This window comes from Paracoccus aminophilus JCM 7686 (assembly GCF_000444995.1).
Classification (GTDB): Bacteria; Pseudomonadota; Alphaproteobacteria; order Rhodobacterales; family Rhodobacteraceae; genus Paracoccus; species Paracoccus aminophilus.
Genome location: NC_022041.1, coordinates 1176343 through 1201710, shown reverse-complemented (window position 1 = coordinate 1201710; position 25368 = coordinate 1176343). Strand labels below are relative to the sequence as shown.

At 64.2% G+C, this 25368-nt stretch carries 28 protein-coding genes and 1 riboswitch; of the genes, 14 read left to right on the top strand and 14 right to left on the bottom strand.

Annotated elements, in window-relative coordinates:
• Window positions 1-22 precede the first annotated feature (22 nt).
• From JCM7686_RS05960 to JCM7686_RS05915, 10 genes are all read right to left on the bottom strand, one after another.
• The gene (locus tag JCM7686_RS05960; protein ID WP_020949960.1) at window positions 23-571 is read right to left on the bottom strand and encodes a GNAT family N-acetyltransferase; all 549 of its coding nucleotides are present in this window, start codon (window positions 569-571) and stop codon (window positions 23-25) included.
• A gap of 102 nt (window positions 572-673) precedes the next feature.
• Window positions 674-946, bottom strand: coding sequence for a 50S ribosomal protein L27 (gene rpmA / locus JCM7686_RS05955; RefSeq protein WP_020949959.1), 273 nt, complete (start codon window positions 944-946; stop codon window positions 674-676).
• A gap of 5 nt (window positions 947-951) precedes the next feature.
• Entirely contained in the window at window positions 952-1386 is a 435-nt protein-coding gene (gene rplU / locus JCM7686_RS05950; RefSeq protein ID WP_020949958.1) for a 50S ribosomal protein L21, read from the bottom strand.
• 280 nt (window positions 1387-1666) lie between these two features.
• Window positions 1667-1969 carry a hypothetical protein gene (locus JCM7686_RS05945; RefSeq protein WP_020949957.1) on the bottom strand — a complete coding sequence of 101 codons (303 nt, stop codon included), beginning with the start codon at window positions 1967-1969 and terminating at the stop codon, window positions 1667-1669.
• 262 nt (window positions 1970-2231) lie between these two features.
• Entirely contained in the window at window positions 2232-2498 is a 267-nt protein-coding gene (locus JCM7686_RS05940; protein WP_020949956.1) for a DUF2171 domain-containing protein, read from the bottom strand.
• Window positions 2499-2660: 162 nt separating this feature from the next.
• On the bottom strand, window positions 2661-5012 hold the full coding sequence (locus tag JCM7686_RS05935) for a xanthine dehydrogenase family protein molybdopterin-binding subunit (RefSeq protein WP_020949955.1): 2352 nt from the start codon (window positions 5010-5012) through the stop codon (window positions 2661-2663).
• On the bottom strand, window positions 5005-5478 hold the full coding sequence (locus JCM7686_RS05930) for a (2Fe-2S)-binding protein (protein ID WP_020949954.1): 474 nt from the start codon (window positions 5476-5478) through the stop codon (window positions 5005-5007). The genes JCM7686_RS05935 and JCM7686_RS05930 overlap by 8 nt, the downstream gene beginning before the upstream one ends.
• Window positions 5479-5540: 62 nt before the next feature.
• Window positions 5541-6866 carry a c-type cytochrome gene (locus tag JCM7686_RS05925; protein ID WP_020949953.1) on the bottom strand — a complete coding sequence of 442 codons (1326 nt, stop codon included), beginning with the start codon at window positions 6864-6866 and terminating at the stop codon, window positions 5541-5543.
• A 75-nt stretch (window positions 6867-6941) separates the two neighbouring features.
• Window positions 6942-7574: a nucleotidyltransferase family protein gene (locus JCM7686_RS05920; RefSeq protein WP_020949952.1), complete on the bottom strand. Its 633-nt coding sequence runs from the start codon at window positions 7572-7574 to the stop codon at window positions 6942-6944.
• On the bottom strand, window positions 7567-8601 hold the full coding sequence (locus tag JCM7686_RS05915; protein ID WP_020949951.1) for an XdhC family protein: 1035 nt from the start codon (window positions 8599-8601) through the stop codon (window positions 7567-7569). Before JCM7686_RS05915 ends, JCM7686_RS05920 begins: the two co-directional genes overlap by 8 nt.
• 202 nt (window positions 8602-8803) lie before the next feature.
• Here JCM7686_RS05915 and JCM7686_RS05910 point away from each other — a divergent pair, with 202 nt between their 5' ends.
• From JCM7686_RS05910 to glnQ, 8 genes are all read left to right on the top strand, one after another.
• Window positions 8804-9565 carry a CDGSH iron-sulfur domain-containing protein gene (locus JCM7686_RS05910; RefSeq protein ID WP_020949950.1) on the top strand — a complete coding sequence of 254 codons (762 nt, stop codon included), beginning with the start codon at window positions 8804-8806 and terminating at the stop codon, window positions 9563-9565.
• A gap of 366 nt (window positions 9566-9931) precedes the next feature.
• On the top strand, window positions 9932-11044 hold the full coding sequence (locus JCM7686_RS05905; RefSeq protein ID WP_020949949.1) for a sulfate/molybdate ABC transporter ATP-binding protein: 1113 nt from the start codon (window positions 9932-9934) through the stop codon (window positions 11042-11044).
• On the top strand, window positions 11041-12039 hold the full coding sequence (locus JCM7686_RS05900) for a sulfate ABC transporter substrate-binding protein (protein ID WP_020949948.1): 999 nt from the start codon (window positions 11041-11043) through the stop codon (window positions 12037-12039). The genes JCM7686_RS05905 and JCM7686_RS05900 overlap by 4 nt, the downstream gene beginning before the upstream one ends.
• Entirely contained in the window at window positions 12036-12881 is an 846-nt protein-coding gene (gene cysT / locus JCM7686_RS05895) for a sulfate ABC transporter permease subunit CysT (protein ID WP_020949947.1), read from the top strand. The genes JCM7686_RS05900 and cysT overlap by 4 nt, the downstream gene beginning before the upstream one ends.
• A complete protein-coding gene (cysW, locus tag JCM7686_RS05890) occupies window positions 12878-13711 on the top strand; it encodes a sulfate ABC transporter permease subunit CysW (protein ID WP_020949946.1) in 834 nt (277 codons plus the stop codon). The genes cysT and cysW overlap by 4 nt, the downstream gene beginning before the upstream one ends.
• Before the next feature lie 189 nt (window positions 13712-13900).
• Complete coding sequence (glnH, locus tag JCM7686_RS05885; protein ID WP_020949945.1) at window positions 13901-14641, top strand: glutamine ABC transporter substrate-binding protein GlnH; 741 nt, start codon at window positions 13901-13903, stop codon at window positions 14639-14641.
• A 78-nt stretch (window positions 14642-14719) separates the two neighbouring features.
• Entirely contained in the window at window positions 14720-15415 is a 696-nt protein-coding gene (glnP, locus tag JCM7686_RS05880; protein ID WP_020949944.1) for a glutamine ABC transporter permease GlnP, read from the top strand.
• Window positions 15412-16137, top strand: a complete 726-nt coding sequence (glnQ, locus tag JCM7686_RS05875) for a glutamine ABC transporter ATP-binding protein GlnQ (protein WP_020949943.1) — start codon at window positions 15412-15414, stop codon at window positions 16135-16137. Before glnP ends, glnQ begins: the two co-directional genes overlap by 4 nt.
• A gap of 54 nt (window positions 16138-16191) precedes the next feature.
• Here the strand turns inward: glnQ and JCM7686_RS05870 are convergent, their stop codons facing one another.
• Window positions 16192-17124 carry a DMT family transporter gene (locus JCM7686_RS05870; protein WP_020949942.1) on the bottom strand — a complete coding sequence of 311 codons (933 nt, stop codon included), beginning with the start codon at window positions 17122-17124 and terminating at the stop codon, window positions 16192-16194.
• 26 nt (window positions 17125-17150) lie between these two features.
• Between JCM7686_RS05870 and JCM7686_RS05865 the strand changes: the two genes are divergently transcribed.
• Complete coding sequence (locus tag JCM7686_RS05865) at window positions 17151-17702, top strand: helix-turn-helix domain-containing protein (RefSeq protein WP_236635872.1); 552 nt, start codon at window positions 17151-17153, stop codon at window positions 17700-17702.
• Window positions 17703-17719: 17 nt separating this feature from the next.
• On the opposite strand, the gene JCM7686_RS05860 is transcribed toward JCM7686_RS05865, so the two are convergent.
• On the bottom strand, window positions 17720-18310 hold the full coding sequence (locus tag JCM7686_RS05860) for an RBBP9/YdeN family alpha/beta hydrolase (protein WP_020949940.1): 591 nt from the start codon (window positions 18308-18310) through the stop codon (window positions 17720-17722).
• A 477-nt stretch (window positions 18311-18787) separates the two neighbouring features.
• On the opposite strand from JCM7686_RS05860, the gene epsC reads away from it, so the two are divergent.
• The 3 genes from epsC to JCM7686_RS05845 all read left to right on the top strand — a co-directional run bounded on the left by epsC (window position 18788) and on the right by JCM7686_RS05845 (window position 21493).
• Window positions 18788-19726, top strand: coding sequence for a serine O-acetyltransferase EpsC (gene epsC / locus JCM7686_RS05855; RefSeq protein WP_051201622.1), 939 nt, complete (start codon window positions 18788-18790; stop codon window positions 19724-19726).
• 101 nt (window positions 19727-19827) lie between these two features.
• The gene (locus JCM7686_RS05850; RefSeq protein ID WP_020949938.1) at window positions 19828-20850 is read left to right on the top strand and encodes an LLM class flavin-dependent oxidoreductase; all 1023 of its coding nucleotides are present in this window, start codon (window positions 19828-19830) and stop codon (window positions 20848-20850) included.
• A 112-nt stretch (window positions 20851-20962) separates the two neighbouring features.
• Window positions 20963-21493, top strand: coding sequence for a hypothetical protein (locus JCM7686_RS05845; protein WP_020949937.1), 531 nt, complete (start codon window positions 20963-20965; stop codon window positions 21491-21493).
• Here JCM7686_RS05845 and JCM7686_RS05840 read toward each other — a convergent pair.
• Both JCM7686_RS05840 and cobO read right to left on the bottom strand, forming a co-directional pair.
• Entirely contained in the window at window positions 21483-22934 is a 1452-nt protein-coding gene (locus tag JCM7686_RS05840; protein ID WP_020949936.1) for a cobyric acid synthase, read from the bottom strand. The two genes, JCM7686_RS05845 and JCM7686_RS05840, sit on opposite strands and share 11 nt — an antisense overlap.
• 9 nt (window positions 22935-22943) lie before the next feature.
• Window positions 22944-23549, bottom strand: a complete 606-nt coding sequence (cobO, locus tag JCM7686_RS05835; RefSeq protein WP_020949935.1) for a cob(I)yrinic acid a,c-diamide adenosyltransferase — start codon at window positions 23547-23549, stop codon at window positions 22944-22946.
• Between the two features lie 135 nt (window positions 23550-23684).
• A riboswitch (cobalamin riboswitch) is annotated at window positions 23685-23908 on the top strand.
• Between the two features lie 86 nt (window positions 23909-23994).
• Between cobO and JCM7686_RS05830 the strand changes: the two genes are divergently transcribed.
• Together JCM7686_RS05830 and cobW are read left to right on the top strand one after the other, a co-directional pair.
• On the top strand, window positions 23995-24366 hold the full coding sequence (locus JCM7686_RS05830; protein ID WP_041527159.1) for a DUF1636 domain-containing protein: 372 nt from the start codon (window positions 23995-23997) through the stop codon (window positions 24364-24366).
• The gene (gene cobW, locus JCM7686_RS05825; RefSeq protein ID WP_020949933.1) at window positions 24363-25367 is read left to right on the top strand and encodes a cobalamin biosynthesis protein CobW; all 1005 of its coding nucleotides are present in this window, start codon (window positions 24363-24365) and stop codon (window positions 25365-25367) included. Before JCM7686_RS05830 ends, cobW begins: the two co-directional genes overlap by 4 nt.
• Window position 25368: the final 1 nt, after the last annotated feature.

The following is a 25368-nucleotide window of genomic DNA, read 5'->3' as shown; positions in this document are numbered from 1 at the left end:
TCATTCCGGCGAAAGCGCCTGATCAGTCCATCTTGCGCAGATAGGTCCAAGTCGGCACCCGCGCATCCCGCGCCACCGACCAGCTTTCCGCATCGCCCAGATAGTTGAAGCCGCAATTCGTCAAAACCCGCGCCGAGCTCGGGCTGTCCTGGAAGGCTTCGGCAAAGAGCGTGCGCGCTTGATGGGGATTGGCCGTGACGAGCCCCGCGACCGCTTCCGTCGCAAAGCCAGTGTTCCAGAAGCCCGCCCCGATCCAGAAGCCAAGCTCGGATTGCTGGCCCTCCATCCGGGTCAGCGAGACCACGCCCAGAAGCTCGGCAAGCTGGCTGCCGCTGCCGTCGATGGCCCAGACATCCTCTTCCCGCTTCTCGGCCATGGCGCGGGCCACATAGGCCTCTGCGGCGCCCGGCGGCAGCGGATGGGGGATCGAGCGGGTGCCCTCGGCAACCCGCCTGTCCGCAGTGTAATGCGCGATCAAACCGGCGTCCGACTTGCGCAATGGCCGAAGAAGGAAACGCTCCGTCCGGACCTCCGGCTGAACATGCGACGGCGCGTCCATCAGTTCCTGCATATCCTCACTCCCTTTTCCTTCTATCTGAGGATGGACCCCCAGAAACGTCAAGGGGACCGGCTTGCGCCGATCCCCTCTTAACACCTGAGTGTTACAATCGGCTTACTCAGCAGCCTCGAGATTGGCTGGCAGAACAGAGATGTAGGTGCGACCCTTGAGACCCTTGCGGAACTCGATATGGCCGTCGGTGAGGGCGAACAGAGTGTGATCGCGGCCCATGCCGACGTTCTGACCGGCCCACCAGGTGGTGCCGCGCTGACGCACGATGATGTTGCCCGCAACTGCGGCCTGACCACCGAAAAGTTTCACGCCGAGACGACGACCAGCCGAATCACGACCGTTGCGGGACGAACCGCCTGCTTTCTTATGTGCCATGGTTCTTAGTCCTTCTTGGCTTCTTTAGCAGCCTTGGCAGGCTTTGCTTCGGCAGCAACGGCGGCGGCTGCAACAGCAGCTGCGGCACCGGCGGTGCGAGCACCCACGGCGGCCTTGACGTCCGACTTCTCCGCGCCCTTTTCGAGCAGGTCGGTGATGCGGACCAGCGTCAGTTGCTGACGGTGACCACGGGTACGCTGCGAGCTGTGCTTGCGGCGACGTTTGACATAGGTGATGACCTTGTCGGCCTTGATGTTGTCAATGACCTCGGCCTGAACCGCAGCGCCGGCAACCAGCGGAGCGCCGACCGTCGCGCCGATCATCAGCACGTCGTTGAACTGAACTTTCTCACCAGCCAGAGCGGCCAGTTTTTCGACGCGCAGCACGTCACCGGATTGAACCCGGTACTGCTTGCCGCCCGTCTTGAGAACTGCGAACATTTCGTCTTCCTTGCTTCTGCCGCGTCCTGTGGCCTCTGCGCGGGGCAGATGTTGAAGGCTTTCGCCCGCCGTCGGACAGCGCATCCCCAATGGGATGAATGAAAATTAGATCACCCGCTGGACACAATGCGCCCTTCGGATGCTGCCTCTTGCCGGATTCGGGCGGGAAAGTCAATCTCAATCACGGCAAAGCCCCAGCGCAGGCACAGGCCCGCCGAGGGTTTGCGCGGTTCTCGCCAAGGCGATCACGCGGCTTTTATCGCAACCCCGCAGCGGCGCGTCAATCGCAACCGCCGCCCTCTCCATTCGAGCCCCGCGATGACGAGCCGACCGCCCTTTTGCGTTTATTCGCGCCAGTCAGGCGCGAGAGGATGCCAAGCTTGCCCTGCTCGTCTTCATGCGAAACGGCGCGCCGCCGCCCCAGATACGCGCGGCCATAGACAATCCAGATGGCGTCTCCGAGCGTCGCCAAAACGCCCGTGATCACATAGGTCAGAAAGGCAACACCCCAGCCCCAGCCCGAGATCAGGACCACAAGAGCGCAGAGCATGCCGCTGATCGTACCTGTCAGGATCGGTGCCATGTTCGGCCTCACAAAGACCTTTAGCCTTTATCAACTGAACGCACGTTAAAGTTGGTATCGCAATCAAAATTCGCAAATCAGGCAACTGGCCGCGCCAGCTGTGGCGGCCAAGCTCTCCCGCTCAAAATAAGGGAGAGCCATGACAAAGCCGCCGACGCACCGACGGTCAGGATGGTCTAATCATGGTGCCAAGCGTCGCGCGCAGGCCTCGGCGGCTTTGGAAAGAAAGGCCGACGGCGCGCAGCCCCCGGCCCCGATTGGGTCAAAGCCGGACCGGCCGCCCCGATTGGGTTTCTTCCTCGAACAGCGCCACCAGATCGGCATTGGCCGAGAGCCAGAGCTTTCCGCCCTCTGTCGAGGCGATATTGTTAACGGAAATATAGCGTGCGCCCGGGCTTTCGCCGCCATGCGCGACATCCTTGCGTTTCAGCCGGATGCGGTCGCCGTCCAGCGCGTCAACCACGCCGACATGCACCCCATCCGCGCCAACGATTTCGACGCCCGGTTTGACACTCTCTTCAAAGCTCATGGTGAGCATTCCTTGTGCTGAAAAATCCGTCCATCATCAGCACAACCAGAGATACCGCCCTTTGTTCCCTTTTCTCTGTGCACAGGATCGCGACCGGACAGCTCTTTGGGTGCCATACCGGGCAGGATGCTTGGCCAAACAAGCCCCTGCCCGGTCGCAAATTCAGGCGGATAAAGCCGCCTTCACCGCTTCGGGCGTGATCGGCAGATGACGCAGCCGGACACCGACCGCGCTCGCGATCGCATTGGCAAGCGCAGGCGCAATCAAGGTGACGCCAGGCTCACCCAGACCGACCGGCGCTTCGGTGCTTTCGACCAGCTCCACCACGATCTCGGGCGGGGTATCGACCATGCGCAGAGGGGTGTAGCTGTCGAGATTGCGGTCGCGCGGCGCGCCGCTTTCGATCTCAGTGCCCTCAAACATCGCCATCGACAGGCCCCAAAGCGCGCCGCCCTCGATCTGAGCATGGGCGCCATCGGGGTCGATCACTGTGCCGCAATCGACCACGAGCCAGATTTTCTGGACCTGAACCTGTCCGCTCTGGCGGTCGACATGAGCCTGAACCGCGCCCCCGACCCAGGTCGGCAGGTCGCGCGACTGCCCGAAGGAGGTCGCGATGCCGATCGCCGTATCAGCAGGCAGCGCCGCTTTGCCATAGCCCGAGATCTCGGCCACGCGCGACAGCACATGGGCTTGACGCGCCGCGCCTCCGACCGACATCGGCGCAGTGCCAGCATTGCGGCCCTCGGCTTTCAGCTGCTCCAGCCGGAAGGCCACGGGGTCCTTGCCGATCTTCTTGGCCGCCTCGTCGAGAAAGCTCTCGACCGCCCAGATCGTAAAGCCCGGCCCGACCGAGCGCAGCCAGCCGACGCGCAGGGTCTTTTCGGCAAGCTCGTCCTTGATCGCGCGCAGCCTTTGCTGGCCGACCTCATACCAGTGATCCGCGCCATCGGTGGCCGAGCCGTCATATTCGCCGCCCTCGAGCCCCTTGTTCAGCCCACCGCCCGGTACCAGCACCGCCGAGGGCCACCCGGCAGCGATGGCCGTATCCATCGCGGTCACGCTCTTCGCGCTGTCAAAGGCCATGCGCAGCTTCTGCACCGTCGGCGAGCGGACCGAGTCGAAATGCACATCCTCTTCGCGCGGCATCACCATCTTCACCGGCTTGCCGCCCAGCGCCTTCGAGGCGAGTGCCACCGGCACGGTGTAATCGCTGTTCAACCGACGCCCGAAGCCACCGCCGACGAGATAGGGATGGATCACGACCTTGCCATCGCCGACGCCCAGCGCCTTTTGCAGCCAGATCACCGCTTGGGTCTGGAACTGGTTGCCGCAATGGATCTCCCAGATGCCAGAGGCATTCTGGAAGGCCAGCGCATTCAGCGGCTCAAGCTGGAAATGCAGGACGGTCGCGGTGGTATATTCGGCCTCGATGGTCTCGGCAGCGGCAGAAAAAGCCGGATCGACATCATGGGGCCCGGTATCGAGAAGCGTGCCCTGCGCAGGATCGGCAATCGCCTTGCGCATCTCGGCGATCAGATCGGCCTCGGTGACCTTGGCCGAAGGCGCAGCGTTATAGGTGACCTTGATCTCGCGCGCCGCCTTTTGCGCGGCCCAATGGCTGTCCGCGATCACCATGGCCCAGCCCGGCACATTGCCGGAGGGATCGTCGAGCTTCAGAACCTGCTGATAGCCCCGGACCGCCTTGGCCGCCGTATCGTCGATTGCAGTGATGACGCTGTCATAGCGCGTCGGCGGCAGGATCGGCACGGCATGGACCATGCCCGCGACCTTGGCATCGATGCCGTAAAGCGCCTGCCCCGTCGTCTTCAGCGGAATATCAAGCGCCGTCACATCGCGCCCGATCAGGGTGAAGGCCGAGTTCGGTTTCAGCGGCAGCGCCTTCAGCTCATCCTCGGTGAAGCTGCGGCTGAGGCCTTGCTGGACGAGCTCGCCCATGCTGATCGACTTGTCGCCCGCGCGCAGGATACCGCCCTCGATGCTGATCCCGGCGGCATCGATGCCCCAAAGCGCGGCGGCTTTCTCGGTCAGAGCCACCCGACCCGCAGCACCCGCCTGACGATAAACCGGCCAGCCCCCCGGCACCGAGGTGCTGCCGCCGGTGATCATCAGCCCCCATTTCGGATCGGAATCGACATGCTCGATCTGCACATTCGCCCAATCCGCGCCCAACTCATCGGCGAGCACCCGGGCGAGCGCCGTGCCGATATGCTGACCCATCTCGGTATGGGCGATATTGACGTTCACCTGCCCCTTGCCGTCGATCCAATACCAGATCGACGGCTCATAGCGCGCGCCCACCGCCTCAAGCGGCGCGCCGCCGGGGACGGCCGGATTGATTGCGGCCAAAAGCTCGCGTGGGAAGCCGAAAACCGCGCCCGCCGCGCACATGGTGACCAGAAAGCCGCGTCGGCTGAGCGCAGGCCCCGCCTGACGATCAAGGCCCCGGCGTCCCGGTAAGCTGCGTCCCGGAAAGAAAATGTCGTTAGCCATTTGCCGTCTCCCCCCGCATCGCGCCTGCGGCCTCGCGCACGGCGGCCCGGATGCGGTTATAAGTCATGCAGCGGCAGAGATTACCGGTCATCACCGCGTCGATATCGTCATCGCTCGGATGGGGCATGTCTTTCAAAAGCGCCGCAGCCTGCATGATTTGCCCCGACTGGCAGTAACCGCATTGCGGCACTCGCAAATGTCGCCATGCCTGCTGGACCGGATGATCGCCCTTGGGGTCAAGCCCCTCGATCGTGGTGACCACGGCCCCCGCAACCTCAGAGACCTCGGTCACGCAGGCGCGGGTCGCGCGGCCACCGACATGAACCGTGCAGGCCCCGCACATGCCAATGCCGCAGCCGAATTTCGTGCCAGTCAGCCCGATCTCGTCACGGATCACCCATAAAAGCGGCGTATCCGGGTCGGCATCGGTGCTGACCTTCTGGCCATTGACGGTGAATTCGATCATCTTTCAGCCTCCTTGGTCTTTGCCCTCAGGCGCGTGACACGCACGCGCCGAGGCAGTCCGTCTTAGGGCGTGCTCGCCCGCGCAGTTGCGACCGGAGCCGTCTCGCCGCCCCGGATCTGAGCCACGCTCAAGGCAAGATCCGGCCAAGGCTCGAGCCCCGCGAGATCCTTGCGCAGATAATTGGCAATCGCCGCAATCTGGGCATCGCTATAGACCTGCCCATAAGAGGGCATGACCACCCCGCCCGAGCCTTCCTTGACGCTGATCCCTTTCAGCATCACCCGGATCAGGTTCGACGGGTCCGACAGGCGCACCGAAGAATTGATGCCCAGAAGTGGCCGCATGGCGAGCACTTTATCGGAGTTGTAATGGCAAGCGGCGCAGGCGGCGACGTAAAGCCGCTCGCCCTCATCCTTGCGGTAAGAAGGGTCAGGGCGGCTCGCGGCCAGGCTTGAAACCACCACCGCATTCTGGGCCGGATCGCTTTGCGGCGCGCCGACGATATCGCCCAGATAGATGCCGATCGCCTCAAGGTCAGATTTGGGCAGCTGCGCGACACCGGCATGAACCACCGGCGACATCGGGCCGGCGGCCACGCCGTGATAAGTGCCCGCGCCGGTTTGCAGATATTGGGTGAAATCCGCCGCCGTCCACGGCACCGCCGAGGGATTGTCGCGTGTCAGCGCAGGTGCCGTCCAGCCATCAATCGGCGCGCCCGCGAAAGCCTCACTTTTGCGCTCGGCGCCAAGCTGGTTGCGCGGCGTGTGACAGGCGCCGCAATGGGTGACGCCCTCGACCAGATAGGCGCCCCGGTTCCAGGCCTCGGATTTCGACGGATCCGGCTTGTAGCGCCCGAAATCGACGAAAAGCAGCTGCCAGCCCGCCTGAAGCACGCGCTGGTTCAGCGGAAAGGCGATCGTGGCAGGTTTGGTTTCTTGCGACACCGGCGCGACTTTGGCCATGAGATAGCCATAGATCGCATCAATATCGGCATCGCTCATCTTGGTGAAATGGTCATAGGGAAAGGCCGGAAAGAGATGCGCGCCGTCCCGGCTCACGCCCTCTTGCATCGCGCGCCGGAACGCCTCGGGCGACCAGGAACCAATCCCGGTCTTGGGGTCGGGCGTGATATTCGAGGCATAAATCGTGCCGAAATTCGTGTTGAGCGCGTAATTCCCGGCATAAGGCGCGCCCCCCGGCGCGGTATGGCAGGTCTCGCAATAACCGGCCGCCGCCAGAACGCGGCCGGTCTCGATGGTGGCCGCGTCAAACTGCGGGCGCGCCTCGGCGCTGATTTCGGGCAAGGCGGGGCGATAAGCATAGATGGCGAAGCCGATCACAGCGACAACGCCCAAAGCCAGAAGGCCATAGATCGTCCGTTTCAGCATCCTTTTCTATCCTGGCTGGTCGCACCGGTGCGGCGCGATGTGGCGGAGATCGTCAGGGAAGCGTATTCCGCAAGCTCAACGCGGCGAGGCCGGATCAGTTCCGGTCCCAAGCGCAGGCTGGTCGGCAAGGGCAAGATCGGTCGCCAGATCGATATCGAGGGCCTCACCCTCAGGGAGCGCGATCAGCTCGGACGGGGTGAAGCGCGCCAGAAGCGCGCGCGCGCCGTGATCCCCCGTGGCGAGCGCCCGGGCTTGCGCGAAATCCTTGGCCTGCAACAGCACCGGTGGCATCCGGCGGCCATCCGCGCACAGCACCGCCCCGCGCCCGGGCAGCGACAGCAAAGCGCGCAACCGCAAAGGCGAGATCCGGGGCATGTCGCCCAAAGCGATCAGCAGCCGTTTCGCCCCGATCTGGGCGGCCAGATCCAGCGCTGCGTGAAACGAGGCCGCCATCTCTTGCCCCGGCGCAATCGAGACCGTGGAAAATCCGTCGGGCAAGGCCGCCCCTACCTCGGGGCGGGACACAACCGCCGCCAACCGGTCACAGCCCGCGCACGCCAAAATTTGCGCCGAGACCCGGACCAAAGCCATCCCCTGCCAATTGGCCAAAAGCTTATCCGCCGCGCCAAAGCGGCGCGAGGCCCCGGCCGCCAGCAAAACCCCCAGCGTCTCGGGCGGCCCCGAAGGCAAGGCGGCCCTCTCAGACAAGACTGAGCACCTCGGCCAGAACCGAGATCGCCAGCAGCCGCGGATCGCGCGTGCTGGGGATCAGGCCGATCGGGCCGCGCAGCCGCGCCATCGCGGGCTCGCTCACCCCCAAAGCGCGCAGTTCCGCGTCCCGCCCCGCCCGCGCGAGTTGGCTGCCCTGCGCCCCGATATAGAAGGCGGGCGTCGTCAGCAGATCGCGCAGAAGCGGAGGCTCACGGTCATGGTCGTGATAGAAAAGCAGCGCCGCCGTCCAGCGATCAATCGCGAGCTCCGGCAGCGCGGTGCCGATCGCCCGCACGTCGATCCCCGCGCGGCGCGCCTCGGCCAAGGTCTCGGGGTCATGGGATAAAAGCTCGACCGGAAAGCGCGCGGCCCGCGCCAACCCGGCAAAGATCATCGCCTCGGGCCCTTTGCCGAAGACGAGAAAGCGCGGCTCGGGTCGCACGAGGACGCGAAAGCGCCAGCCGTTCCCGGCCAGTGCGCCGGTCTCGCCCGTGCAATCCGAGCCGGTCTCGACGCCGATGAGCCCCTCCGTAAGGTCGAACAGCAGCGCGAAGGGCAAACGCGCCTGATGCGCGGCCAAGGCCTTCGCCAGCACCTCGGGGTCCGGGCACGGCACCAGGAGGATCTCAAGCCCGCCACCGCAGGGCAGACGGATGTCGAAAAACGGCGAGCCCGCCCCATAGCGCAAAAGCCGGGGCTCGGCGCGCTGCAACGCGGTTTCAGCATGGCGTGCGAGATCGGCTTCGATGCAGCCCGAAGACAGCGCGCCAAAGCGATGCTCGCCGACAAAGGACATGACCGCGCCCAAAGGACGGTAGGACGGCCCCTCGACGGCGGTGACAATTGCGAGCACGCCCGGGCTTTGCGCAAGCGGCGCCAGACAGGCGCCCACCTGACAGTCAGCCACCTGACCGTCGGCCACCGTCAGCGCCTGCCCCTCGGTTGCCGCGATCGGCGCGACCTCAGCCGTTTCCGGCTCGGACAGGGCGAGTTTGCCGAGGATCTGTGCCGTCTGGGGGATCATCGCGTCTCCTTCGCTTGGCCCGTTCGTCACCTGCCCCGGCCTCTTTCTTAGGTTGGCAGCCCGGCCGCGCGATGCAAGCACCTTGGCCAATCTCGGAACCCTTTTCGAAAGTGCCACGTTTTGCCTGCGCCACATCTTCCTAGCGTCACAATGTTCTAGAGCCACGTCCAGCCAGCGTCATGCCAGCCACGAGGAGGCCACCATGTCCAATTCGAGCCAATCCCATTCCGAAGCGCCCAGCCCCGCAGGTTCCGAGCGCCCCGCAACGGATGCGCGACCGGCAAAACCACCCCGCATCCGCGTCAGCAAGGACGGCCCCTATCTGGTCAGCGGCAGCGTCCCGCTGAGCAAGAAGACCATCGGCACCAATGCCAAGCGCGAATCCGTCGCCTGGCTTGAGGACGGCCCGATCGAGGCGCCCGCGACCTATGCGCTTTGTCGCTGCGGCCATTCGGCGACCAAGCCTTTCTGCGACGGCAGCCATACCCGCCTTGGCTTTGATGGCAGCGAGACCGCCGACCGCGCCGAATACATCACTCGCGCCCAGCTTTATCCGGGCTCGGCGATGTCGCTCTCGGATGATGAAACCCTCTGCGCCTTTGCCCGCTTCTGCGATCCGCATGGCCAGATCTGGAGCCAGCCGCCCGCGACCGATGACCCGAGCCGCGCCCAGCAATTCGTGGCACAAGCCAACGCCTGCCCCGGCGGGCGGCTGGTCGCTTGGGACAACCGCACCGGCAAGCCCATCGAGACCCATCACGACCCCGAAATCAGTGTGATCGAGGACCCGGCAGAGGGCGTTTCCGGTCCGCTTTGGGTTCAGGGCGGGATCACGGTCGAGGCCGGGGACGGCTTCGTCTACGAGCGGCGCAACCGCGTCGCGCTTTGCCGCTGCGGTCAGTCCCAGAACAAGCCGTTTTGCGACGGAACCCATGCCTCGATCGGCTTCAAGGACGGGCTCTGAGCGGCCAGAACCTGCGACTTTGCCCCGCGTTCGCCGCGCCATCTGACGCCTGCTGTCCAGTCGGGTGGTCGAGCGCGGCGAATCGCAAAATGCGACATGGAGCCTCTAGGGCGGCGCGAGCGCCGGGTTTCGGGTTAAATCCCGACTAAACGAGGCGGGTTTAAAGAAAAGAACACCGTCGCGATAGCCAAAGGCAATCGCGGACGAGGTTTTCATCATCGGAAAATTTCACCCGACAACCGGCAATTTTCGGACAGGATTCGGAATTTTCTTCCCTTCAAGCGCCGCTATCCCGGCGTCTGGTTCCTTGTTCGCGCGAAAATGTGATCTTAAGATTTGGCGTGAAACAACAAGGAACGCGCCAGAATGACGATCACGATTGCCGGAATGCGCAAACGCTTCGGACAGACCGAGGTTCTGCGCGGCATCGACCTTTCCATCGAAAAGGGCGAACTCGTGGCGCTTCTGGGGCCATCGGGCTCGGGCAAGACGACGCTTCTCAAGATCATCGCCGGTCTCGAATGGCCGGATTCGGGCGCGCTGAACGTCGATGGCCAGAACTGGCTGAACCTTGCCGCGCAAGACCGCCGCATCGGCTTTGTCTTCCAGCATTACGCGCTCTTTCCGCATATGACCGTGCGCGACAATATCGCCTTCGGCCTCAGCGTGCGCCCGCGCGCCGAGCGTCCGGGCAAGGCGATCATTGCCGCGAAAGTCTCGGAACTCCTCGAATTCCTGCAAATCGCCCATCTTGGCGACCGCTACCCGACGCAGCTTTCGGGCGGTCAGCGCCAGCGCGTTGCCTTGGGCCGCGCGCTCGCCATCGAGCCGACGGTCCTGCTGCTCGACGAGCCCTTCGGCGCGCTTGATGCCGCGATCCGGCGCGATCTGCGCAACTGGCTGCGCTCGGTCCATGATGCGACCGGCTCGACCTCGATCTTCGTGACCCATGATCAGGAAGAGGCCTTTGAACTTGCCGACCGCGTCGTCGTCATGGGCGAGGGCCAGATCGAGCAGATCGGCAATGCCGACCAGATCCACGACCACCCGGCCTCACCCTTCGTCGCCCGCTTCATGGGCGCAACCGTCGAGCTGCCGGTCCATCTGCGCGCGGGCCGCGCGGAAGCACCGGGCCTTGATGCCTCGCGGCTGGAACGTCGCGCCTTGGCCGATGGTCCCGCGCGGCTTTTCCTGCGCCCCGAGGACATCACCCCCATCGTGGATGCCGAGGGCGCTTGGCTCGTCGCCTCGACCACCAGCACCGGCGCCACTTTGCGCGCGCAACTTCGCGGCCGCGACGGCGTGCTGATTGAAACCGCCCTTCCCCGCCGTGCGCCCGAGGCGCGCGCGCTGCAACCCGGCGTCTCGGTGCATCTGCGCCCCGAGGCCGGCGCCATCTTCCCCGGCTCGCGCGATCCCGAGGCCTTGGCCCAAAGCTCGATCCCGGCTACCCGTCTTCTCAAGGAGAGCAACAGATGAACTTTCCCTATCTTCGCGCGGCTGCCGTCGCCTTTGTGCTGGGCGCCTCGCCCGTCGCGGCCCAAGACCATATCCTCAATGTCAGCTACGACGTGGCGCGCGAGCTTTTCGAAGAGCTCAACCCGCATTTCGCCTCGCATTGGAAGGAAAAGACCGGCCGCGAGGTCACCATCGACCAAAGCCACGGCGGCTCGTCGAAACAGGCGCGCGCAATCCTTGAAGGGCTGAACGCCGATGTCGTGACCTTCAACCAGGAAACCGACATCGACGTGCTCGCTGACGGTGGGCTGGTCGAGAAGAACTGGCGCGAGGCCTTCCCGAACGGCGCCTCGCCCTATTACTCGCTGCCCTCGTTCCTCGTGCGCAAGGGCAACCCCAAGAACATCAAGGATTGGGACGATCTGGCGCGTGACGATGTCCAGCCGGTCTTCCCGAACCCGAAAACCTCGGGCAATGCGCGCTATACCTATCTCGCGGCCTATGCTTACGGGCTCGACAAGAACGGCGGCGATCAGGCCAAGGCACAAGAGCTGGTGAAGAAAATTCTGGCCCAAGTTCCGGTCTTTGACACCGGCGGGCGTGCCGCGACCCAGACCTTTGCCGAGCGCAATATCGGCGACGTTCTGGTGACCTTCGAGGCCGAAACCGGCGGCATCGCCAAGGAATATGAAGTGCAGGGCTTCGAGCGTGTGACGCCCTCGGTCTCGCTCTTCGCGGCTTTCCCGGTCGCGCTGGTGAAAGCCAATGCCGACAAGAACGGCTCGACCGAGGTTTCGACCGATTATCTGAACTGGCTTTACACGCCGGAAGCCCAGGAAGTGCTGGCCAATAACTTCTACCGCGTCACCGACAAGGATGTTGCGGCGAAACATGCGGCCACCACCCCCGAGGTCAAGCTTGTGACCGTCGACGAAGTCTTCGGCGGCTGGGACAAGATCAAGAAAGAGCATCTCGCCGAAGGCGGCATCCTCGATCAGGTCTTCGTCAACCAATGAGCGACACGGCGGCTCCTATCCGCTCGAAACGCGTTTTGCCGGGGCTGACACTCAGCCTCGGCACGACGATTCTGTATCTGACGATCATCATCCTGATCCCGGTGTTGGCGTTGGTGCTGAAAGGGGCCGAGATCGGGCCCGAGCGGTTTTTGCGCATCGTCACCTCGCCGCGCACTTTGGCCGCGCTGAAGGTCACGGTGACGGCGGCGGCAGTGGCCACGGTCTTCAACGCGGTCTATGGGCTGCTGATGGCCTGGGTGCTGGTGCGCTATGAATTTCCCGGCAAGCGCCTGCTTGATGCGCTGATGGATATTCCCTTCGCATTGCCGACCGCCGTGGCGGGTCTGTCGCTGACCGCGCTTTTCTCGGCCAATGGCTGGTTCGGGCAGTTTCTCGACAGCATGGGCATTCAGGTCGTCTATACGATCTGGGGCATCATTCTGGCGATGACCTTCACCTCGATCCCCTTTGTCGTGCGCACGGTCCAGCCGGTGCTCGAAGACCTTGACCCAACGCTGGAACAAGCCGCGATGACGCTTGGCGCGCGGCCTTGGGTGATCTTCGCCCGCGTCGTCTTCCCCGCGATCCTGCCCGCCTTTCTTGCCGGCGCAACCATCGCCTTTGCCCGCAGTCTGGGCGAGTTCGGCGCGGTCGTCTTCATCGCGGGCAACAAGCCGATGGAAACCGAGATTGCCTCGCTCCTCGCCTTCATCCGGCTTGAGGAATATGATTACGCGGGCGCGGCGGCGATTGCGCTGGTCCTCTTGATCTTCGCGCTCATCCTGCTGGTGGTCTCGAACCTCTTGCAGCGTTGGGCCTCGCGCTACCGGGAGGCGAAATGACCGCAATCGCTCTGAGCCACGCGCCCGGCCAGTCCCGGCTCCTGCCGCGCCTGCTGATCGGTCTGGCCGTCGTGCTGACCCTGCTCTTGGTCGTGGCACCCTTGGCCTATATCTTTGCCCGCGCGCTTTCGGCGGGCTGGTCGGCCTATGCGGCCAATATCCTCAAGCCCGACACGCTGCACGCGATCTGGCTGACCAGCATCACGGCGGCGATCGTCGTGCCGGTCAATATCGTCTTCGGCGTCGCTGCAGCTTGGGCGATTGCCAAGCATCGCTTCCCGGGCCGGGCCATTCTGGTCACGCTGATCGAGATCCCCTTCTCGATCTCGCCGATCATCGCGGGCATCTGCTACCTGCTGCTTTACGGCCGCCAAGGCCTGCTCGGTCCGTGGCTGCAAGCCCATGACCTACAGGTGATGTTCGCCCTGCCCGGCATCGTGCTGGTCACGATGTTCGTCACCGCCCCCTTCGTCGCGCGCGAGGTCCTGCCCTTGATGCAGGCGCAGGGCACCGACCAAGAAGAAGCCGCCGTCACGCTTGGCGCGAATGGCTGGCAGATCTTCAGCCGCGTGACGCTGCCGAATATCAAATGGGCGCTGCTTTACGGCGCAGTCCTGTGCACGGCGCGCGCGGTCGGAGAGTTCGGCGGCGTCTCGGTCGTCTCGGGCAGCATCCGGGGGCAGACGAATACGCTGCCGCTTCAGATCGAGCTCTTGTTTAACGACCTCAACGTCGTCGGTGCTTTTGCCGCCGCCTCGACGCTGACGCTGATCGCGCTGGTGGCCTTGGTCGCCAAGACGGTGCTGGAAGGCCGCAAGTCCAAGGCCTGATGGGGTCGCCTCAGGCCAATCTTGAAACGCTCCGGTCGCAAACCGGGGCGTTTTTTCTTGGCGTTTTCTCTGGGTGAAAAGCCTGTCCCAAAGCCAATTGCTCAATTGTTGCAAGGGCCTCGCAACCATGCAAAGCTTGCCCTCGATCGGGCCGACCGCCCATCTCAACTCGCCCAACAGGAAACCGACATGAACAAATTCCTAAGATTCGTCTCTGCGGCCGCCCTCTCGCTTGGTCTGAGCACGGCTGTCCATGCCGCCGATCTGGTCGTCGCCACCGACACCGCCTTCGTGCCCTTCGAGTTCAAGGAGGGCGATAAATACGTCGGCTTCGACATCGATCTATGGGATGCGGTCGCCAAGGAAATCGGCGTCACCTATGAGCTGCGTCCGATGGATTTCTCGGGCATCATCCCGGCGCTGCAAACCGGCCAGATCGACGCGGCGATCGCCGGGATCACGATCACGGATGAGCGCAAGAATGCGGTCGATTTCTCGGCGCCCTATTATGACAGCGGCCTCATGCTGATGGTGCCCGCCGACAGCACCGTCACTGGCGTGGGCGATCTCAAGGGCAAGACGCTCGCGGTGAAAACCGGCACCTCGTCCGAGGATTACGCGAAGAAAAACCTCGCCGACACGACGCTGCGCCAGTTCCCGAATATCGACAACGCCTATCTGGAGGTGCGCACCGGCAATGTGGACGCCGCGCTCCACGATCTGCCGAACGTGCTTTACTACATCAAGACTGCGGGCAACGGTCAGGTCAAAGCGGTGGGCGACAAGCTTGAAGGCCAGCAATATGGCATCGCGCTGCCCAAGGGCAGCGAGAACACCGCCAAGGTGAGCGAGGCTCTGGCCAAGATCAAAGCGGATGGGCGCTATGACGCCATCTATGAGAAATGGTTCGGCCAGAAACCGACAAACTAAGCCGCGCTTCTCCCTTCGGGCTGGAGCGGGAGTGCCGCTTCAGCCCCTGCCCAGCCTCACCAGACAACGGAGGCCGCGATGGAAATCGACTGGTCCGTCATCCCGCAATTCCTGCCGCAACTGCTTGCGGGCGCGCGCGTCACGCTGTTCATCGCCTTTCTGGGACTGGTGTTTGGCACAACGATCGGCTTTCTCTTCGGGTTGATGCGCGCCTATGGCAACCGCATCGTCAATGCGCTGGCGCTGATCTATATCGAGGTCATCCGCGGCACGCCCATCGTCGTTCAGGTGATGTTTCTTTACTTCGCGCTGCCGATCATCGCCAAGAAGATCGGCGCCGATTACGACATCGCCATGCTGAAAACCCTGCGCATCAATCCGATGACCGCCGCCGTCATCGCGATCTCGATCAACGCGGGCGCCTATATTGCAGAGATCGTGCGCGGCGCGCTTCTGTCGATCCCGAAGGGCTTGGGCGAGGCCGGGCTTGCCATGGGGCTGCCGCGCTGGAAGGTCTTGGCCTATATCGTCGGTCCGCTGGCCTTCCGCCGCCTGATCCCTCCGCTTGGCAACCAATATATCATCTCGCTCAAGGACACCTCGCTCTTCATCGTCATCGGCGTCGCCGAGCTGACCCGGACGGGGCAGGAAATCATGGCCTCGAACTTTCGCGCGGTCGAGATCTGGACCGCCGTCGGTGTCATTTACCTCATTATGACCGGGATTCTCTCGCTGATCCTGCGTCTCATTGAAAAGCGCATGAGGATCCTGTGAGCATTATCGAATTTCACAAAACCTCGAAGATCTTCGGCGATCTGACCGTGCTCGATCAGGTGGATCTCAACATCGACCAAGGCGAGGTCGTCGTGCTGATCGGGCCCTCAGGCTCGGGGAAATCGACGCTGTTGCGCTGCATCAACGGGCTGGAAACCATCTCGGGCGGCGATCTGATCGTGGACGGGAAATCGGTCAAGGCCGGGTCGAAAAGCCTGCGCGCCATCCGGCAGGAAGCAGGCATGGTCTTTCAGCAGTTCAACCTCTTTCCCCAGATGACCGCCCTGCAGAATGTGGCCTTCGGCCCGCGTCAAGTCCGGGGCGCCAGCCGAGCCGAGGCCGAGGCGCAGGCGCTCGCGCTTCTGGACAAGGTCGGCCTGCGCGAGCGCGCGGGCCATCTGCCCTCCGAGCTCTCTGGCGGCCAGCAGCAGCGTGTGGCGATTGCGCGCGCTTTGGCGGTGCGCCCGAAGGTCATGCTCTTTGACGAGCCGACCTCAGCGCTTGATCCAGAGCTGAAGCAAGAGGTGCTCAATGTCATGCGCCAGCTCGCGCAAGAGGGCATGACCATGGTCGTCGTCACCCATGAGATGGGCTTTGCCAAACAGGTCGGCAGTCGGCTGATTTTCATGGAGCATGGCAAGATCTCGGTCGATGGCGACCCGCGCGAGATGATCGACCATCCGCCAAGCGAGCGGCTGCGCGATTTTCTGCAGCATGTTTAAGGGGCGGTCGGAACTATGACCTGCCGCCTCCACAGCCTCCGAAGCCGAGCCCGGTCAGCTCGGTGTGGTGGCAGAAGCTTTGCCAGCGGCTTTGCTCGTGGCTTTGGCGGGCTTCAGCTCGCTTACGATCACGCCGATCAGGATCAGCAGCGCGCCGATCATGGCAAGGGCGGGCAGCCGCTCGCCCGCGATCCGGCCGAAGATCCCGGCAAAGACCGGCTCTCCGGTATAGATCACCGTGGCGCGCGTCGGCGAAACCACCTTCTGCGCCCAGTTCATCGTCAGCTGGATCAGCGCGCTGGCCGCGCCAAGACCGATGGCCGCCGTGACCCAGATCCAATGGAAGGCCGGCAGACTTTCCCCCGCGACCGGCATCAGCAGGAAGCAAAAACCGCTGCCCGCAAGAAGCTGCATCACCGTGATCCGGCGGCTGTTGACGCGCCCGGCATACATGCTGATCAAGATGATCTCGGCTGCAACCGCGACCGCGCTGCCAAGCGTCAGAAGCTCGCCGCTGGAGAAAGACACCTGTCCCGCATCTGGCCCGGCGAGCAGCACGAGGCCCGCAAAGGCCAGCCCGATGCCAAGCCAGCTCATCAGCCCCGGCGGGCGGCGCAAGAGCCCCCACTGCAACAGCGGCACGATCGGCACATAAAGCGCGGTGATGAAGGCCGATTGGCTGGTGGTGATCGTCTTGAGCCCATGGCCCTGCAAGGCGTAGCCAAGGCAGAGCATCAGCCCGATCATCACCCCCGCGCTGACCTCGGTCCGGGTCAGCCCCACCATATCGCGGCGAAAGACCAAGGCACCGAGCAGCCCCGCGATCAGGAAACGCAGGCCGACAAAGAACAGCGCGCCGCTGACGGTCATCGCCTGCTGGACGATCAGGAAGGTGCCGCCCCAGATCACGGTAACCGCGATCAGCGCCAGTTCCTGACGCGAGAAGGTAAGGGCGAGGGATTTGCGTTTGGGCGGATTGTGCAGCATAATGCACAATCCCTATGAGCAATATAATGCACAGTCAAGACCCCACCGTTCTCACCCATCTCGGCGCCAATCTGCGGCGCTTCCGTCAGGCTGCGGGCCTGAGCCAACAGGCTTTGGCAGAGGCATCAAGCATCAGCCGCCGCATGATCGCGGCCCTTGAGGGCGAGGGCGCGAATATCAGCCTCTCGAGCCTCGACAAGCTGGCCAATGCGCTTGGCGTGGGCTTTGTCGATCTGGTCGCCGAGCCCGCGGTCGATCCCAAGCGTATCGGCCTTTTGGCCTGGCGCGGGCATTCCCCCGACAGCCGCGGCGTCCTGCTCGGCTCGGTCCCGGCCCGCCACGAAACCCAGCTCTGGAGCTGGTCGCTGGCCCCGGGCGAGACCTATCAGGCCGAAGCCGATCCGATCGGCTGGCACGAGATGATTGCGGTGACCGAGGGCAGGCTGCGCGTCGAACTAGAAACCGCCCCCCTCACGGTCGAGGCGGGCGATTTCACAATCTTCAACTCGGCGCAGAGCTACCGTCTGGTCAATGCCGGCGAGGGGGTTCTACGCTTCTTCCGCACGGTGGTCGGCTAGGGCCTAACACCCGACGTTCAGACGGTGGTCTTGCGCCGGGTCAGGGTCAGCACATCGCCCGGATGCGCGCCATCGGGATCGGTCGCGCTGCGCGCCAAAAGCTCGTCGCGCAAGGCTTTGCCCTGCGGCCAAGGCCCATAGCCCGCCTCCGAGTTGATATGGCCCGCGTCACCCAGATCGACGAAATCCGCACGCCAGGCCCGGGACAGCTGGCGCAACCGCTCAAACCCCATCCAAGGGTCATTGCGGCTGGCAATCACCATCGCAGGCACGCTCAGCGCATGTTCGGCCACCGGGGCAAAGCCACCGATCCGGCTGTGTTCGGCTGGATCAGCGGGCGCCACCAGCATGGCCGCGCGCACCCGCAATTGCGGCCATTTGGCCAGAATACGCGTGATCAGCACGGCACCCAGCGAATGCCCGACCAGCACGCTGTCGGGATGCTGAAGGATCTGGCCGGCAAGCTCTGCCTCCCAGATAATCGGATCGGGCGATCCGGGATCAGAAAGATCAACCGTGATCGCACGCGGGTCGGTCAGAGCCCACCAATGCTGCCAATGGGGGGCCGGCGAGCCTTCGAGCCCGGGGACGAGAAGAGTTCTGGTCATGGTCCACTCCGCCAAACGGCTTTACTTATAAATCTCTACCATGTTTATCGTATTTTTGGGCGCTAAAAATACAACCGCCCGCAGAAAGGCATTCCATGAGGCAGGAGCTCAGGAAAAGATTTCCGCCATCTGGGCGCTTTGCGCCGCCCGCCCGCCGGAATCGCAGCCGAGCTGCTGCATTTCCCGCAGAATACAAGAAATCCCACATAAGACCATCTTCTCCTTCAAATTCTCTTAATCGGCTGGCGCGCGCAGTTCGGCGCCAAACCGTGGCGTGATCGGCTTTCACCGAACCCGCCTCTGACAATCGCCGCCGCTCATAGCGGGTAAAGGTAAAGAAAGCGTTGCTGTCGCGACGATTTAGCTTTCGGCCGCCCTCTTGCGGGCGGGGCGCAAAAATGGAAGGTCACGCCCATTGGAAATTTAGGCGAACCGGCCTAATTTGGGATGACAGCGATGAAGGAAGGTCCGGCAAAGATGAACCAGATGCTTCAAGGCCAGCCAGAACCGGACACCGCCGCGCTGAGCGAGGTGGCCGAGAAGCTGCGCCTGATCCGGATGATCTCGCAACAAAAGCGCTACAAGGACCGCCCCGCCCCCTGCCTGCCCTCGCGCTCGCTGATCGACGAGATCCTGAGCGAGACCGTCGGCCTGCTCTATCCCGCTCATTTCGGCCCGGTCGGCATGTGCCACAATGAAACCGAGGCCTATGTCGCGCGCACCCTGCCTACGGTGCAGGCGCGGATCGCGCGCCAGATCGCGCTCGAATGGATGCTGAGCGACGATGCCGACCCGACAGAGACCTATGCCCGCGCCGAGGCCGCAAGCCTCGCCTTCGTCGCATCCCTGCCGGTGCTGCGCGATCTCCATGACACCGATATCGCTGCCGCCTATGCGGGCGATCCTTCGGCAAAAAGCCTCGACGAGATCATTTTCTGCTTCCCCGGCATCGCCGCCGTCCTGCGCCACCGCATCGCCCATGTGCTTTATGGGCTCGGCGCGACGATGATCGCCCGGATCATGGCCGAACAGTCCCATTCGATGACCGGCATCGACATCCACCCGGGCGCCCGCATCGGCCCGGCCTTCTTCATCGACCACGGCACTGGCGTCGTCATCGGCGAGACCGCGATCATCGGCCGCAATGTCCGGCTTTACCAGCAGGTCACGCTTGGCGCGAAACGCTTCGAAGATGACGGCAACGGCCAGCTCATCAAGGGTCGCCCGCGCCATCCGGTGATCGAGGATGATGTCGTCATCTACGCCGGTGCGACGATCTTGGGCCGCATCACCATCGGCCGCGGCGCGGTGATCGGCGGCGGCGTCTGGCTGACCCGCCCGGTTCCCGCTGCAGCAATCGTCACTCAGGCCGCACCAGAGCTCTCGGTCCTCCACCCGGCCACCACGCCGGGCTGAGGCGGCGCCAGAACGACCGCGACCACCATCTTGCCCCGGCAAACTCGGGACAAGGCCACCTCTCACGACAGGGCGCATTCCCTGCGCCGCGGAGGCTTGCGATGAAGAAGATCGGTTTTCTCTCCTTCGGCCATTGGACGCCCTCCCCGCAATCGGGCACGCGCACGGCTGGCGATGCGCTCCTCCAGTCGATCGATCTCGCGGTCGCCGCCGAAGAGCTGGGCGCAGATGGCGCCTATTTCCGGGTCCATCACTTCGCGCGCCAACTCGCCTCGCCCTTCCCGCTCCTCGCAGCCATTGGCGCGCAGACCTCGCGCATCGAGATCGGCACCGCCGTCATCGATATGCGCTATGAAAACCCGCTCTATATGGCCGAAGACGCCGGCGCCGCCGATCTGATCGCGGGCGGACGGCTCCAGCTTGGCCTGAGCCGCGGCTCGCCCGAACAGGTGATCGATGGCTGGCGTTACTTCGGCTACCAGCCCGACGACAAGGAAACCGACAGCGAGATGGGCCGCCGCCACACCGAGGTGCTGCTCGACCTGCTCAAAGGCGAAGGCTTTGCCGAGCCGAATCCCCAGCCGATGTTTCCCAATCCCCCGGGTCTCTTGCGCCTCGAGCCTCATTCCGAGGGGCTGCGCGACCGGATCTGGTGGGGCTCCAGCACGATCGCGACCGCGATCTGGGCGGCCAAGCTCGGGATGCATCTGCAAAGCTCGACCCTCAAGACCGATGAAACCGGCGAGCCCTTCCATATCCAGCAGGCCAATCAGATCCGCGCCTATCGCGCCGCGTGGAAAGAGGCAGGCCACGCTCACGCGCCCCGCGTGTCAGTCAGCCGCAGCATTTTCGCGCTGATCGATGACCGCGACCGCACCTATTTCGGCCGCGATAGCCAAAGCGCCGATCAGATCGGCTATATTGATGCCTCGACCCGAGCAATCTTCGGGCGCAGCTACGCCGCCGAACCTGCCCGCCTCATCAAAGAGCTCGCCGAAGACGAAGCCATCGCCGAGGCCGATACGCTGCTCCTCACGGTGCCAAACCAGCTCGGGGTCGCCTATAATGCCCATGTCATCGAGGCGATCCTAACCCAGATCGCGCCGGAACTCGGCTGGCGCTAAGCGCCGTGGCCGCCCGAAAGGCCAGAGCCCCGCGCTTTCTTCATCACCCAAATACCCAAATTCCGACCGCGCTACCGAAACCGCCTCACCCGCTTCCAGCCCGAACCGCGCCATGACTGACACACTCATCCCGCCGCTCACGCCCCTGACCCGCAGCGATGCCGACGCGCTCGCAGCCCTTGACTGGACCTTCGTTCTGGCCGAGATCGGCGCGGTCGATCTGACGACGCTCTGCTGCGCGCCAAAGCCCTGGCCGGTTGACCCGCCGCTCTATCCCCGCGCCTATCAGGCGCTGTCGGCGCAACCCCGGCTCTGCAATTTCGGCCTTGTGCTCTTCCAGCCCGGCACGCGCGAGCCGCGCAAGCTGCCGCGCCATCTGCTGCCCCCGCCCGGTTGGCATGTCGCGGGGCTCTCATCGGCCCGCGCGCCCGGTCCGGGGCCGCATCCCTTCGCGCAGTTTTTCGCGCCCGAAGAGCGCGCGCTCAGGCAAGATCTGCGCGACGCAATCCTCAACGGTCAGCCCCTGCCCGAGGCGCCCGCAACCCTCCTCCGCGCCATCTTGCGCGAACTCAGCTGGAGCCATCCCGCGCTTATCCGTCCGCTCGCCGAGCGCTACGACCCGGCGCTTTTCCTCAGCCTGTGATCCCGGCTGCGGCCAGCATCCCGTCGAGATCGAGATGCGCCTCAAGATGGGCCGCCAGCGCGTCCAACACCGCATCGACCCGCGCCTCATAGCTCAGATCCGAAACCGCGCCAAAGCCCGCCAGATAGGCGGCGCGAAAGCCGTCATCGCTGAAAAGCCCATGAAGATAGCTGCCCTCGACCCGGCCGCTCGCAGAGATCGCACCCTCATCCTGCCCGCCGATCCGAGCAAAGGGCCGCGCGCGATCCGCGCCGGTGGTGACGCCCAGATGAATCTCATAACCTTTGAGCGCGCGCCCGCTGGCCAGATGCACGCCGGTCACCTCGCGCAATGCCTTGTCGCCTTGCAAGACGGTCTCGACCTCCAGCAGCCCCAGCCCGGTTGAGCTGCCCGGCGCGCCCTCAAGCCCCTCGGGATCATGGACCGCGCGGCCCAGCATCTGATAGCCGCCGCAGATGCCAAGGATGCGCCCGCCGCGCCGGTGATGCGCGAGAAGGTCGATGTCCCAGCCCTGCGCGCGCAGATAATCGAGATCGCCCCGCGTCGATTTCGAGCCCGGAATGATGACCAGATCGAGATCGCCGGGGATCGGCTCGCCGGCGCGGATCGCGACCAGATCGACGCCCGGCTCGGCCGCCAGTGGGTCGAGGTCATCGAAATTCGCCACCCGCGAGAGCACCAGCCAGCCGATGCGCAATCCGCTCCCCACGCGGCGCGTCGGGATGTCCTGCGCATCCTCGGCGGGCAGAAGATGCGCCTGCTCGAAGGCCGGCAGGACGCCGAAACCGGGCCAGCCGCTTTGCGTCGCGATCATCTGATAGCCATCGGCAAACAGCTGAGGATCACCGCGAAACTTATTGATAACGAAACCTTTTATGCGCGCGACATCGGCATCCGCGATCACCGCTTTCGTGCCGACGATCTGCGCGATCACGCCGCCCCGGTCGATATCGCCGAGCAGAAAGACCGGCACGCCTGAGGCCTCGGCAAAGCCCATATTGGCAATGTCCGTCGCCCGCAGATTGACCTCCGAGGCGCTGCCCGCCCCCTCGACCACCACGAGATCATGGGCGGCCTCAAGGCGGCGATAGCTCTCCATCACCCGCCCCATCAGCTCGGCCTTCATCGCCCAGTAATCGCGGGCGCGAAACGTGCCCAGACGGCGGCCTTGAACGATCACCTGCGAGCCCATCTCGCTTTCGGGCTTGAGCAGCACCGGGTTCATATCAGTATGAGGCGCCAAGCCCGCCGCGCGGGCTTGCAGGGCCTGCGCCCGGCCGATCTCGCCGCCATCAGCGGTCACGGCGGCATTGTTCGACATATTCTGCGGCTTGAAGGGCGCGACCGAGAGCCCGCGCAGGCGCAAGGCGCGGCAGATCCCCGCCACGACCAGCGATTTCCCGACATTCGAGCCGGTCCCCTGAATCATCAACCCCGCCATAACCGCGCCTTAGAATTCGATGCCCGGCTGGGCCTTGATCCCCGCGCGCCACGGGTGTTTCACCACCTCCATCTCGGTCACGAGATCGGCGATCTCGATCAGCTCGGGCTTGGCATTACGGCCGGTCAGAATGACATGGGTCATCTCGGGTTTTTCACCCTGCAGGAAGGCGCAGACCTCGGCGATATCGAGGTAATCATTGCGCAAAGCGATGTTGATCTCATCGAGCAGCACCAGCCGGATTGCCGGATCGCGGATCAGCTCCTTGGCCTTATCCCAGCCCGCCTGAGCCGCCGCAATGTCGCGAGCGCGGTCCTGCGTTTCCCAGGTGAAGCCCTCGCCCATCGTGTGGAACTGGCAGAGATGGCTGAAATGCGTGGTCAGCAATTTGCGCTCGCCGGTCTCGCGCCCGCCCTTGATGAACTGGACGACCGCACACGGCATCTCATGGGCAATGGCGCGGATCACCATGCCAAAGGCCGAGGACGACTTGCCCTTGCCCGGCCCGGTGTGAACGACGATCAAACCCTTCTCGCCCTGCCGCTCTTCCATGATACGGTCGCGCGCTGATTTTATCTTCTTCATCTTTTCAGTATGTTCTTCGTCACTTCTCATAATCCGAATGAACCTTCTGATCGGCAGGAATTGGAGGCTTTGGCGCAGGATACGCCCTTCTGGCCTACGCCGGGTTCAGACCTTCTGACAAGGGCCTTCCTGACTGCCGCGCCTTGACTTGCCCCCGCTCTTGCCGCCATCAAGGGCGCGCAATGGTTCCTGTGGCGACGCAGGCTAAGAGGGAATGCGCCAAGGCCCCGCCGACCGGATCGGTCCCAAGGCCCCAAGCGCAGCCGCCCCCGCGACCGTGACCGGAGAGCCTCTCCACCGCCACTGGCCCCCGGGCCGGGAAGGCCGGAGAAGCGAGGGCCAGACCCGCATCCGCAAGCCGGGAGACCTGCCATGCGAGATAACCGAAGATGCGGCCGGGGTGCGCTGCGGACGGATGGTATGGCCCCGCCTGCCCGCCGCCCTTGTCCCCTCCGCGAGATCTGAAAGGCCGCGCATGGAGGCGACGCTTTACATCTGCCAGACCTGCCGCATGGGTGCGCCCGTGCCCGATGACGGCATCGTCCCCGGCGAGCGGCTGCTCTCGGCCATTCAGGCCGAAGCCCTGCCCCAAGGCATCCGCATCGAGCCGGTCGCCTGCCTTTCCGCCTGTTCGAAAGGCTGCGCCGTGGCGCTTGGCCGTCCCGGTTCCTGGACCTATGTGCAGGGCGGCATCACCCCCGAGGACGCCGCCGAAGTCCTGACCATGGCCCGCCAATATGCCGAAAGCGCCGAGGGTGTCGTGCCCTGGCGCGAACGCTCGGCCCTTTTCCGCAAGAACACCATCGCCCGCATTCCTCCCTTTGCGCTGACCAAGGACACGCTATGACCTCGCTTGCCAAAACCCCCGTTACCGTTGTCACCGGCTTTCTCGGCGCCGGGAAAACCTCGCTGATCCGCCATCTGATCGCCAATGCCGGGGGCCGCCGCCTCGCGGTTCTGGTCAATGAATTCGGCACGGCCGGCGTCGATGGCGAGATCCTGAAATCCTGCGCCAGCGCGGATTGTCCGGAAAACAACATCGTCGAACTGGCCAACGGCTGCATCTGCTGCACCGTCGCCGATGACTTCCTGCCCGCGATGGAGCGTCTGCTGGCGCTGCCCGAAGCGCCCGATCACATCCTGATCGAAACCTCGGGGCTGGCGCTGCCGAAGCCGCTTCTGAAAGCCTTCGACTGGCCCGCGATCCGCTCGCGCATCACCGTCGATGGCGTCATCGCTTTGGCCGATACCGAGGCTTTGGCCGCCGGGGCCTTCGACGAGGGTGAGACCGAGGGGACCGAGCATGACAGCCCGCTCGCCGAGGTTTTCGAGGATCAGGTGAACTGCGCCGATATCATCTTGCTGACGAAATCCGATCTTGCCTCGGATGCGGTCAAATCCGCCGCGCGCGAAAAGCTGAAAGAGATCGCCCATCGCGAACTCCCGGTGATCGAGATTGCCGAGGGCGTGATCGACCCGCGCGTGATCCTTGGCCTTGATGCCAAGGCCGAGGATGATCTGGCCGCGCGCCCCTCGCATCACGACGGCGCCGATGATCACGAGCATGATGATTTCGACTCGGTCGTGATCGACCTGCCCGAAATCACCGATCCCGCCGATCTGGTCGCCCGGATCGAGCGGCTCGCCCGCGACCAGCATGTCCTGCGCGTCAAGGGCCATGTCGCGGTTGAGGGCAAGCCGCTCCGCCTGCTCGTGCAGGCCGTCGGCGCGCGCGTGCGTCACCAATATGACCAGCCTTGGTCGGGTCCGCGTCGCTCGCAGCTTGTGGTCATCGCCGAGCATCACGATATTGACCCCGAGGCGATCCGCGCCATTCTGCTGGGGTAAT